Origin of the sequence: Polaribacter sp. (genome assembly GCF_036480315.1) — a bacterium.
Taxonomy (GTDB): Bacteria; Bacteroidota; Bacteroidia; order Flavobacteriales; family Flavobacteriaceae; genus Polaribacter.
On the sequence record NZ_JAZGGG010000009.1, the window covers coordinates 81,839 to 94,039 of the forward strand.

At 30.2% G+C, this 12,201-nt stretch carries 9 protein-coding genes and 1 pseudogene; 4 read left to right on the forward strand and 6 right to left on the reverse strand.

What is annotated here, in order from left to right; genetic code table 11:
• Positions 1 to 25: 25 nt before the first annotated feature.
• Together V3V28_RS01845 and V3V28_RS01850 are read left to right on the forward strand one after the other, a co-directional pair.
• Positions 26 to 535 (forward strand): acyl-CoA thioesterase, encoded by a 510-nt coding sequence (locus V3V28_RS01845; protein WP_331363316.1) that lies wholly within the window; start codon positions 26 to 28, stop codon positions 533 to 535.
• Between the two features lie 11 nt (positions 536 to 546).
• Complete coding sequence (locus V3V28_RS01850) at positions 547 to 1,047, forward strand: mechanosensitive ion channel family protein (RefSeq protein WP_331363317.1); 501 nt, start codon at positions 547 to 549, stop codon at positions 1,045 to 1,047.
• Between the two features lie 6 nt (positions 1,048 to 1,053).
• On the opposite strand, the gene V3V28_RS01855 is transcribed toward V3V28_RS01850, so the two are convergent.
• The 4 genes from V3V28_RS01855 to V3V28_RS01870 all read right to left on the reverse strand — a co-directional run bounded on the left by V3V28_RS01855 (position 1,054) and on the right by V3V28_RS01870 (position 5,058).
• A complete protein-coding gene (locus V3V28_RS01855) occupies positions 1,054 to 2,289 on the reverse strand; it encodes a murein hydrolase activator EnvC family protein (RefSeq protein ID WP_331363318.1) in 1,236 nt (411 codons plus the stop codon).
• A complete protein-coding gene (locus tag V3V28_RS01860) occupies positions 2,289 to 2,993 on the reverse strand; it encodes a DUF4292 domain-containing protein (RefSeq protein WP_331363319.1) in 705 nt (234 codons plus the stop codon). The genes V3V28_RS01855 and V3V28_RS01860 overlap by 1 nt, the downstream gene beginning before the upstream one ends.
• Positions 2,994 to 3,060: 67 nt before the next feature.
• Positions 3,061 to 4,041, reverse strand: a complete 981-nt coding sequence (locus tag V3V28_RS01865) for a tetratricopeptide repeat protein (protein ID WP_331363320.1) — start codon at positions 4,039 to 4,041, stop codon at positions 3,061 to 3,063.
• The gene (locus V3V28_RS01870) at positions 4,042 to 5,058 is read right to left on the reverse strand and encodes a sugar phosphate nucleotidyltransferase (RefSeq protein ID WP_331363321.1); all 1,017 of its coding nucleotides are present in this window, start codon (positions 5,056 to 5,058) and stop codon (positions 4,042 to 4,044) included.
• A 444-nt stretch (positions 5,059 to 5,502) separates the two neighbouring features.
• Here V3V28_RS01870 and V3V28_RS01875 point away from each other — a divergent pair, with 444 nt between their 5' ends.
• Both V3V28_RS01875 and V3V28_RS01880 read left to right on the forward strand, forming a co-directional pair.
• Positions 5,503 to 9,123, forward strand: a complete 3,621-nt coding sequence (locus tag V3V28_RS01875; RefSeq protein WP_331363322.1) for a S8 family serine peptidase — start codon at positions 5,503 to 5,505, stop codon at positions 9,121 to 9,123.
• Positions 9,124 to 9,397: 274 nt separating this feature from the next.
• Positions 9,398 to 11,266 carry an ABC-F family ATP-binding cassette domain-containing protein gene (locus V3V28_RS01880; RefSeq protein ID WP_331363323.1) on the forward strand — a complete coding sequence of 623 codons (1,869 nt, stop codon included), beginning with the start codon at positions 9,398 to 9,400 and terminating at the stop codon, positions 11,264 to 11,266.
• On the opposite strand, the gene V3V28_RS01885 is transcribed toward V3V28_RS01880, so the two are convergent.
• Both V3V28_RS01885 and V3V28_RS01890 read right to left on the reverse strand, forming a co-directional pair.
• On the reverse strand, positions 11,263 to 11,982 hold the full coding sequence (locus tag V3V28_RS01885; RefSeq protein ID WP_331363325.1) for a 3'-5' exonuclease: 720 nt from the start codon (positions 11,980 to 11,982) through the stop codon (positions 11,263 to 11,265). The two genes, V3V28_RS01880 and V3V28_RS01885, sit on opposite strands and share 4 nt — an antisense overlap.
• Positions 11,983 to 12,091: 109 nt before the next feature.
• Positions 12,092 to 12,201 (reverse strand): annotated as a pseudogene (locus V3V28_RS01890) (IS982 family transposase); the annotation flags it as partial.

Genomic DNA, 12,201 nt, shown 5'->3' on the forward strand with positions numbered 1-12,201 from the left:
TATTACCTTTGCAGAAATTTTTTTGATGGAAGCAAAAACACCTAAAGACTCTTTAACAATACTTACAGATTTAGTTTTACCAGGAGAAACCAACTATTTAGACAATCTTTTTGGTGGAGAACTTTTGGCCAGAATGGATAGAGCCTGTAGTATTGCTGCAAGAAGACATTCTAGAAGAATTGTGGTTACAGCTTCTGTAAATCATGTTGCTTTTAATAAATCTGTGCCTGTAGGAAGTGTGGTTACTGTTGAAGCAAAAGTCTCTAGAGCCTTTAAATCTTCTATGGAAATTTATGTAGATGTTTGGATAGAAGACAGACAATCTGGACAAAGAACAAAAGTAAACGAAGGAATTTATACTTTTGTTGCCGTTGATGAAACAGGAAAACCTGTTCAAATTGCACAAATAATACCGGAAACCGATTTAGAAAAAGAACGTTTTACTGGTGCATTAAGACGTAAACAATTAAGTTTAGTTTTGGCAGGAAAAATGAACCCAAATGAAGCTACAGCATTAAAAGCCTTGTTTAATTAAGATTAAAAGCAATGGAAATATATAATTATAAAATAATAGTATCTTTTGTAATTCTTTTGTTGGCCTTTTTTATTCGTTTATTAATAACTAAATCTTTACGCAAAATTCAAGTAAAATTTGGCTTTCAACAGGCTAGAATTGTAGTTACAAATAAAATTATTACCATTTTAATTTATATAACAGTAATTGTATTTGTGGCATTTATTTGGGGTGTTGATGAGAAGCAATTATTAGTCTATGTTTCTTCTTTTTTAACCATTTTAGGAATTGCATTTTTTGCACAATGGTCTATTTTATCTAACATTACAGCGGGTATAATTTTGTATATAAATTACCCTGTAAAAATTGGAGATACTATTACTATATTGGAAAAAGACAATAATATTACGGGAGAAATTAGAGATATTGGTGCGTTTTTTATCACTTTAAAAACTTCTGAAAAAGATTTAATTACTTTACCTAACGCAATTATTCTTCAGAAAAATATAAAGTATTCTCTTCAACCAGATTAAAGAAAATTATCTTTTTAAAATCCAAGAAGACGGATTTAAACGTGTTGTGTTTTTAAAAAGTACAAATATTAGTTTCGTTTTTCCTGAAATTTTATCTGTGAAAATAGCGCCTATTTTTTGTCCTGTTTTTACTTGTTCTCCTTTTTTTACAAAGGATTTTTCTAAATTATTGTAAGAAGATATGTAATTTCCGTGCTGTATCAGTACATTTTTTCTTCCGCCAGAATTTACCAAAACATTTAAAACTACACCATTAAAAATTGCTTGTGCATTGATTGCTTTACTTGTTACAATATGTAAACCTGTACCGTTTACAGTAATTCCAGGAAAGGTTGGATGACGTTGTTTACCAAACTTTCTTACTACTAAACCTTCTTTTACTGGCCAAGGTAATTTCCCTTTATTTAACTCAAACTTTGCAGCCAAAGCTTTAGCTTCTGGGCTTAAAATAAATTCGTTTTTCTTAGTAGATTTAGGTTTTATTTTTAGTCTTGCTCTTGCTTTTCTATTTGCTTTTGCAATAGCATCTCTAATAATTTTATCAATTTTAGAAGCTACTTTTCTCTCTTCAGAAATCTTCTTTTTTAAATCTCTTTTATACCTACTTTCTTTCTTTTTTATGGTAGAAAGTAATTTTTCTTGGTTTTTTCTATCGCTCTCAATAATTAATTTTTCATCTTTTTCAGATAAAATTAAAGTATCCTTTTCTCTTTTCTTATACAATAGAGAGTCGTTTAATTTTTGAACTAAATCTGTCTGAACAACTATTTCTTCGCCTTGTTTTTTTCTAAACGAAGTATACTGTTTCATATACTCTAAACGCTTGTATGCTTGATAAAAGTTCTGCGAAGACAACAAGAACATAGTTCTACTTTGTTGAGATTTGCTTTTGTATGATTTAAGAATCATATCTGCATAATCTGTTTTTAAATCGGTAAGTTTTTTGTTTAAAACTACTTGTTTCTTTTTGTTCTTTTTTATCTCTTTAGACAAAAGTGATGCTTCAAGATTAATCGTAGAAATTAGTTTGTTTCTAATATCAATTTTTTTGTTGATGTCTTTTAAATCATCTAATGCGTTTTGTTCTTTTTTCTTTTCTTTAAAAAGCAGTTTATTAACTTGTTGTATTTCTTTTTTTAACTGTTTTCTTTGTAATTCTAACTGTTTTCTAGTTTGAGAAACAACTGAAAAACAACTGAAAAATAGTAATATAATTACAATATAGAATCTGCTTTTTATCACTATAAATTTAACTTTTTATAACCATTAGGAATTGTAAAAGAAACATCAAAATCTGTATTAAATTCAACTGTTTTAAAAGTAAAATCAATATTGGTAAATTTGTTTGCTTGTTTTGCTTTAATATTTATTTCTGATGGAAAAACAACATCATCAACTAAACGATAAGAAGGATATATAATATCTAATCGTTGATTTTTTATTGAATTTACAATAGATTGTTTGTCTAACTTAAAATGCGAAGGGTTGACTGCAAAGAAAATATCAAACAAATTTGCTTGCTTTTCTGGTGATAAAATATACGAATTATCTTTTATGTGCACTTCTTGTTTTTCTTCCTTTACATTTTGTAAAGCTTGCCCTAAAAACAAGTTTTGTAGTTGTTCAAAATTAATTTCTACACCCAATAATTTTTCTATCATAGAAAAATCTCCTTCAAAATAATTTTTAGCATATGGAGAGTAGTAACTTACTTTAGTTGGTGTAATTTTAGCTTTAAATATAGAAATAAATTTAGTTCCTTTTAACCAAATCACCTCATCTTTAATAATTTTCATTGAAACAGAAATACTCTGTTTAGTTTTACCATTATTAAAATTTACTTTTAATTTAGCTTCAACAGTTTTTTTATCAAAATTTTCTGAAACATGCTTTCTTGCTACTTTTTTAGCAGACATTTCTTTGGCAATTATACTTGCATCAATCATATTTTTTTTCGTTTTACAGGAAACAAAAACAATAGCAAAAATTAAAAAAAATTTTATAAACCTCATCTTAACTCTTTAATTTTTTAGATTTTTCTTTATACTTTTTTTCCTCTTTTAAGTTCCCTAAACCTTTATGGGCAATTGCCATTTCTTGGTAAAATTTAGCTTCCATAGCATCTTCAATAACAAAATCAATACCATTATTTAAAGTAGTTAACGTTCTTTTATAGTTTTTCTGATAATTTAAAGCTCTTCCTTTCATTAAATACACAAATGGTTGCGCAGGAAAAAGTGTAATTCCTTCTTCGCTATACTTTAATAAATCATTCGAATTTTGTACAGATTCCTTTAAAATTTGCTCTAGAATTTTATATGATTTATCCGTTTTAAACTTTTCTTTTAAAGAAGAAACATCATCAGCTTTCTTTTCTACTACTGTATTTATTTTTTGCTTTTCTAGACTACTTTTTAATCTTTTTAAACTTGCAGGCAAGTTGTTTTCTTCTTCTAAAACAAGCATTAGAGCATGGGCTTTGTCATATTCTCTATTCTGTAAATACAACCGAACTAAATACGGTTTTTCTTTTGGTTCTATAATTACAACCTTTTTCTGATTAAGAATTGCTTCAACAAAGTTTCTATCTTTTACATTTATTTTCACCAAATGCATAAGCATCCATAAATTATTTATATCCTTTTTTAATGCTCTATGAATATATTCTTTAGATAATAAAGTGTTATTTAATAGTAAGTAGTTTTTAGAAAATTCAAAATAAATAGAAACCTCATTAGCCAATATTTGATTACAACTTTCTAAATTTTGTATAGCTTTTTGATAATTACCAATCGATTTTTCTGATAAGGCTTTAAAAAAGTATTGTTGGAATTTTAATTCTTTTTCTTCCGTTAAATCTGTTGCTTCTGGAATGCTATCTTGTGAAAAAGAATTTATAGAAAATAGGATAAAGAACAAAGAGAAAAGAGGCAACTTTATATATTTAAATTGCCTCTCTTTTCTTGTTTTTTGTTTCTTTATTCTAAATATCATTTATGTTAATTCCGTATAATCACCAATACTTACAGAAGTATATTTACCATTATATTTTGCATGATTACCAATCATTGCGTTATTTAAATTTGCATTAGAAATTTCTACATTAGATTGAATTAATGAGTTTTCTATTGTAGAGTTTTCTACAATACTATTTGCTCCAATAGAAACGTAAGGCCCTATTTTTGTGTTTTTCAAAACAACATTTTCACCAATAAAACAAGGTTGAATAATTTCAGAATTTTCTAAAATAACATCTTTAGAAACTAAATCATTTCCTGCAGCTTTTTCAAAATCTAATACTTGTTTATTTGTATCTACAGTTGGATTTTTTTTACCACAATCCATCCAAGCATCTACAGTTCCAGGAATAAATTTAGCGCCTTGTTGTTTTAAAGACTCTAACACATTCGTTAATTGATATTCATCGTTTTCTCTTAAATTATTATCAATTAAATACTGTATTTCCTCTTTTACTTTGTTTCCGTCTTTAAAATAGTAGATTCCAATAATTGCTAAATCCGATACAAAATCTTTTGGTTTTTCTACAAAATCCGTAATAATACCATCTTCTAATTTTACAACTCCAAAAGCACTTGGGTCCTCAACTTTCTTTACCCAAATTGCGCCATCTGCATTTGCATCTAAAGTAAAATCTGCTTTAAATAAAGTATCTGCAAAAGCAACTACACACGGCCCACTTAAAGAGTCTTTTGCACAATAAATTGCATGTGCAGTTCCTAAAGCTTCTTCTTGAACATATACAGAACCTTTAGCTCCTAATTCTTTTGCTATTTTTAATAATTCTTCTTTTGTATTTGCTGGAAATCCTTTTGCTGCTGGGCCAATAATAAATGCTATTTCTTCTATTTTTTGATTTACAACCGAAGTAATATCTTCAACTAAACGTTGTACAATTGGTTTTCCTGCAATTACTGTTAATGGTTTAGGAACTGTTAATGTATGAGGTCTTAAACGAGACCCAATCCCTGCCATTGGTACAATTATTTTCATGTTTTTCTTTTATCTATAATAATGAACGCAATATACTATTAATTGAGAGATTTTAAAACCAAGTCAAAGATTAAAGTTTTACAAAAACTCACGGTTTTCAGTGAGTTTTCTCACGGAAAACCGTGAGTGATAAATTTCACGGTTTTCAGTGATTGTGAAATTCACAAAAAACATATACTTTTGTAAAGAAGATATTAAATTTTAATACACTTTTAACACAAAAAATATATTTTTAACTATTTTATTGCTAATATAAATCTCACAAATAATTAAAACTGATAACTTATTCCCCAAACCTACAAGCTTTTTTCGTTTAGGCTTTCAATACAAAAAACGACAAAATAAATTCTATTAATCACTAATTTTAAACTATTTACAAAGATGAAAAAAAGTTACTTTATTAAACTTCTTACAATTGGAATCTTTCTGATTTCTGCTTTCAACATGAACGCACAAAAGCAAGAAGAATTAAAAAAAATTAAAGGAAAGTACAATCAAGAAAAACTTACAACTTTAAAAAACAGTTTTAAACAAAAAGCTGTAGTAGAAAAAAAACAAGCTATTAAAATTGCTAAACAAAAAGGTTGGAAAGTTAAATATACAACTTCAGATGGTCGTATGTTGGAACTTCAACGAGTTGTTAATGGCAAACCAATTTACTATACAACTTTTAATGTAGACGCAGCAAAGTCTACAAGAACAGATTATTTAAATTCAGGAGGGTCACTAGGCTTAAACTTAATGGGTCAAAATATGACAGCTTATGTTTGGGACGCTGGTTTGGCAAGAGCTTCACATCAAGAATATGATGGGGCAGGAGGTACAAATCGTTATTCTGCAAATGATGGAACTACTGCATTGCATTATCACGCAGCTCACGTAACAGGAACTATTATGGCATCAGGTGTTCAAGCGAATGCAAAAGGTATGGCACCGCACTCTAAAGTAAGGGGAAGTGATTGGAATAATGATAAAGCAGAAGCAACAACTGCAGCTTCAAATGGAATGCTAGTCTCTAACCACTCTTATGGATATGCAGCTAGAAACGCACAGGGCCAAGTTCAATTACCACAACATTATTTTGGAGGTTATATTAATGAGTCAAGAGATTGGGATGAGATTTTATTTAATGCTCCTAATTACTTAATGGTTGTTGCAGCGGGAAATGATGGAAGTGATAATACCGCGAATACAAATCCAACAGGTGGCTCAGGATGGGATAAATTAACAGGGCATTCTACTTCAAAAAACAATTTAGTCGTTGCCAATGCACAAGATGCAAATATAGATGGTAATGGTAATTTAGTTTCTGTGTCAATTAGCAGTACAAGTAGTGAAGGCCCAACAGATGATTTTAGAATAAAGCCAGATATTACAGGAAATGGATCAGGAGTTTACTCTACCTACGATGGCAGTAATACGGCATATCAATCCATCTCAGGAACGTCTATGGCATCTCCCAATGTTACTGGAACTTTATTGTTATTACAACAACACAACAATAACGTACATGGCTCATATATGAAAGCCTCAACCTTAAAAGGTTTGGCATTACATACTGCAGATGATGCCGGAGTTTCAGGACCAGATGCAGTTTTTGGCTGGGGATTATTACATGCAAAGAAGGCCGCCGAAGCCATTACAGAAAAAGGGAATGAATCAAAAATAGAAGAATTAACCCTTAATTCAGGACAAACTTATACAATTACAGTAGATTCAGATGGAGTAAACCCTTTATTAGCTTCAATTTCATGGACAGATAGAGCGGGAACGGCAAACACAACGGTTAATTCAACAACGCCAGTTTTAGTAAACGATTTAGATATTCGAGTATCAAAAGGCGGAACAATCTATTTTCCATATGAATTAACAGGCCCCACAACAAATGCAAAACAAGATAATAATGTAGATCCTTATGAACGAGTTGATGTAACCGGAGCCTCAGGAAGTTATACAATAACGGTAACACATAAAGGGTCTTTAACAGGCGGAAGTCAAAATTATTCATTAATAGTTACAGGATTAACAGGAACTCCAGTTGTTTGTAATGCCACCGTACCAACGGGAGTCGTTGCAAGTAATGTTTCAGCAAGTGGGGCAACTATTGGTTGGGACGCAGTAACTGGAGCAACATATGATGTACGCTATAGAGTTTCAGGAACAAGTTCTTGGACAACAAATGCGGTTTCAGGAACTACTACAATTTTAAGCGGATTATCAGCAAGCACTTCATACCAAGCACAAGTACGTAGTAAGTGTTCATCAGGAAATTCAGGATATAGCGGATCAATAAATTTTACAACCCCAGAAGTACAACTTAATTATTGTGCATCCAGTGGAAATAGTGTTGCAGATGAATATATTAGTAAAGTAACTTTAGGAAGTATCAACAATACAAGTGGAGCTTCATCAAGCGGCTATTCTGATTATAGTTCAATATCTACAAATTTAACAAAAGGAACCTCATCAACAATAACAATAACCCCAACATGGACCGGGACTTTATATAACGAAGGTTACGCTGTATTTATTGATTATAATAAAGATGGTGATTTTGCAGATAGCGGTGAAACAGTTTGGACAAAAGTAGCTTCTAAAACTACACCTGTAAGCGGTTCATTTACTGTTCCAACTTCTGCTGTAACAGGAACAACTAGAATGCGAGTTATTTTAGCTTATAACGCTATTCCTTCTTCTTGTGGAGCCTATAATTATGGAGAAACAGAAGACTATACAGTTAATATTACTGGCGGAGTTGCTGATACAACAGCACCAATTATTACTTTATCTGGAAATTCTACAATAAACATAAATGTTGGCGATTCTTTTACAGACCCAGGAGCAACAGCTTCTGACAATGTAGATGGAAATTTAACTTCTAGTATTATAGTTACTGGAAATGTAAATACAAATGTTGCAGGTACATATACTTTAAACTATAACGTAAGTGATACAGCAGGAAATGCAGCAACACAAGTATCTAGAACTGTAAATGTAAATACCGTTGCTGGAGATACTCAAGCTCCAACTGCGCCTACTAATTTAACAGCCTCTGCAATAACTGAAACTACAGCTTCTTTATCTTGGACAGCTTCAACAGATAATGTTGGTGTAACAGAATATGAAGTATTTAGTAGCGGAACAAGTATAGGAACTATAACTTCTAATGGTGCAAATATTACAGGTTTAGTTGCAAACACTTCTTATTCTTATACAGTTAGCGCAAAAGACGCAGCAGGAAATGTATCTTCTATAAGTAATACAGAAACATTTACAACTCTTGGTGGCTCTAGTGGATCTACAGTAACATTACATGAAGGATTCTTTGAATCTGGATGGGATGGTTGGTCTGATGGTGGTTCTGATTGCTACAGATACAATGGATCTCGTTCTTATGAAGGGAATAGATCTATTCGAATAAGAGATAATTCTGGAACTGGTTCAGCGATGACATCATCAGCTTTTAACTTAACCAGTTATAATTCTGTTGAAGTTACATTCTACTTCTATTCTTATTCTATGGAAAATGGAGAAGATTTTTGGTTACGTTTTTATAATGGATCATCTTGGTCTACTGTTGGAACATGGACAAGAGGAACATCTTTTGAAAACAATAGTTATTATTCTGCAACAGTTACATTAAACAGTACAGATGTTAACTTTGCAAGTAATTCTGCTTTCAGATTTCAAAATGATGCTTCTAGTAATAATGATCATATTTATATAGATCAAGTTACTATTAAAGGTATTATTGGTAATGGAGGAAACGCTGTTAATTCTATTAACCAAATTGGTAATAGTTATAATACTACAACCTCTTCATCTAACACTGCATTTGGTGATAAAATGATTTATCCAAACCCAGCTGTAGATGTTTTAAATGTTAACCCGAGTTTTGGAGCATTAAAAGCTACTTACAGGATTACAAATTTATTAGGTCAAGTAATTACTTCTGGAACAATTAAAGATAATTCAGTTAACATTAGTTCTTTGAAAAAAGGAATTTACTTAATTGAACTTACAGATGAAGAAGAAACTTTTACTCAAAAATTCATCAAACAGTAAAATTATTTAATTTTTAACAATACCAAAACCCAAGTTAACGCTTGGGTTTTTTTTATTGACCTCACGGTTTTCAGTGAGTTTTCTCACGGTTTTCAGTTGGCTAAAAATTTCACTGTTTTCCGTGATTGACAAGTACATTTATTTAATATATTTTACACTCTAATAAGTTATTTAGTTTAGCATTCCCCTAAGAAACCCTCCTTGTTAAATTAAATGATTACAAAAACCCAAGTTAACACTTGGGTTTTTTGTTTCTTTGCAAAAAACAAAACTTGTGAATTATTTATCTGTAGAAAATATCTCTAAAGCTTATGGAGAACGTGTTTTATTTGAAGACATTTCTTTTGGAATTAACAAAGATCAAAAAGTAGCTTTCGTTGCCAAAAATGGTAGCGGAAAAACTTCTATTTTAAATATTATTGCAGGTTTAGATGTACCAGATTCAGGACAGGTTGTAAGTAGAAAAGGAATTTCTATTGCTTATTTGGCTCAAAAGGATGATATAAACCCAGATTTAACGATTGAGGAAACCATTTTTGCTACAGATAACAAAATTCTTACAATTGTAAATCAGTATGAAAAAGCGTTAAAAAATCTTGATGATGGTGACGCTTACCAGGCTGCATTCGATTTAATGGACCAACATAATGCTTGGGATTTTGAAACACAATACAGGCAAATTTTATCAAAGTTAAAACTTGATGATTTAACGTTAAAAGTTGGCGCACTTTCTGGTGGACAAAGGAAACGACTTTCTCTGGCTATTGTTTTAATTAATAAACCAGATTTATTAATTTTAGATGAGCCAACAAATCATTTAGATTTAGAAATGATAGAATGGTTAGAAGCCTTTTTTGCAAAAGAAAAAATAACGTTGTTTATGGTAACGCACGATCGTTACTTTTTAGAACGTGTTTGTAATGAAATTTTAGAATTAGACGAAGGTAAAATTTATAAATATAAAGGAAATTATTCTTACTATTTACAGAATAAAGAAGAACGTTTGGCACTAGAAGCGACCAATTTAGGGAAAGCAAAAAGTCTCTATAAAAAAGAGTTGGAATGGATGCGTAAGCAACCAAAAGCAAGAACTACAAAATCGAAGTCTAGAACAGATGATTTTTACGCCATTAAAGAAAGTGCACATCAACGTAGAAAAGACCATACAGTTCAATTAGAAATTAATATGGAGCGTTTAGGGAGTAAAATTCTTGAACTTCATAAAGTGTATAAATCTTTTGGTGATAAAAAGATTTTAGATGGTTTCGATTACGTTTTTAAACGTGGTGAACGTATTGGTATTATCGGTAAAAACGGAACTGGAAAATCATCTTTTTTAAATATTATTACAGAAACTACACCTGTAGATTCGGGTAAAGTTACGTTAGGTGAAACTGTAAAATATGGTTATTACACACAAGCAGGAATCAATATAAAAGAAGGTCAAAAAGTTATTGAAGTTGTTAAAGAATTTGGTGAGTTTATCCCTTTAACTAAAGGTAGAAAAATATCTGCTTCTCAATTATTAGAACGTTTTTTGTTTGATAAAAAGAAACAATATGATTTTGTTGAAAAGCTTTCTGGTGGAGAACAAAAACGATTGTATTTATGTGCAGTTTTAATTCAGAATCCAAACTTTTTAATTTTGGATGAGCCAACAAATGATTTAGATGTTGTAACGCTAAACGTGTTAGAAAATTTCTTATTAGATTATCCAGGAAACTTATTAGTAGTTTCTCACGATCGATATTTTATGGATAAAATTGTAGATGCTCTTTTTGTTTTTAGAGGCGAAGGTGTTGTAGAAAATTTTCCAGGAAATTATTCCGATTTTAGAGCGTATGATGGTTCTGAATCTAAACAAACTGAAGTAAAACCTGTAGCAAAAAAAACAGCTGAAAAAACAATTAAAAAAACAACTAAAAATACTTTAAGTTTTAACGAAAAACGAGAATTTGGAACTTTAGAAGGAGACATAGAAAGGCTTCAAAAAAAGAAAGCAACTATAGAAAATCAATTTTTAAATGTTGAAATTGCTACAGATGATATTGCCAAAAAATCTGAAGAACTACAAGATACAATAACTACTTTAGAACAAAAAGAAGAACGTTGGTTAGAGCTTTCAATGAAATTAGAAGATTAATTTATACTAACAATATCTTCATCTTTTAATAACTCTTGGTTGTTAAAACGCAATAGAATTTGTGCAACTGCAATGGTATCTTTTTCGCAATAAGTTACAATTCTTTGTATGTTTTTCTCTTTGTAGTAAACTGTTGCAACTTCACTTCCGTCAATATCATCTTTAGGTGACGGAATTCCGAGAATAGAAGTTAATAACTTCAGTGAAGTATAGTGTTTGTAGTCACCAAATTTCCATAATTCTAATGTGTCTAAATGTGGAACTTCCCATGGTTTTTTACCAAATAAGTTCAGTTTTTTAGGCAATTCTATTTGATGAACAATCATTCTTCTAGCAATAAACGGGAAATCGAATTCTTTACCATTATGTGCACATAAAACATTGCTTTTCTTAACAAAATGTTTGTCTAATAAAACTTTAAAATCGGTTAAAAGTTTATGCTCATCATCACCAAAAAAAGAAGTTAAACGTAATTGTTGTTTCTTTCCTACATCTACAAAGTATCCCACAGAAATACATATAATTTTACCAAATTCTGCCCAAATTCCTGCTCTATCATAAAACTCTTCTGCAGTAAATTCTTCTTTTCTTTGGTACTGTGTTTTCTTGCTAAACAGCTTCTGGGTTTCTTTAGAGATTAAGTTCCAGTTTTCTTCTTGAGGTACCGTTTCTATATCTAAAAACAGAATATCATTTAATTTGTAATTAAGATTCATAGCGATAATTTTCTTTTTCAATCTAAAGGTAGTGAAAATAAAAAAGCTCTGAATTAAATTCAGAGCTTTTAAAGTAATAAAATCTTATATAAATATACCCGTTGTGCATTTAAATAATACTAATTTTTAAGTTGTTAATATTTCTATCAAAAGTAAACTTATTAATGAATTGAATAATTGTTAATGAGGTTAATTTTGAGAGTATTCTAGTCTTAAAAC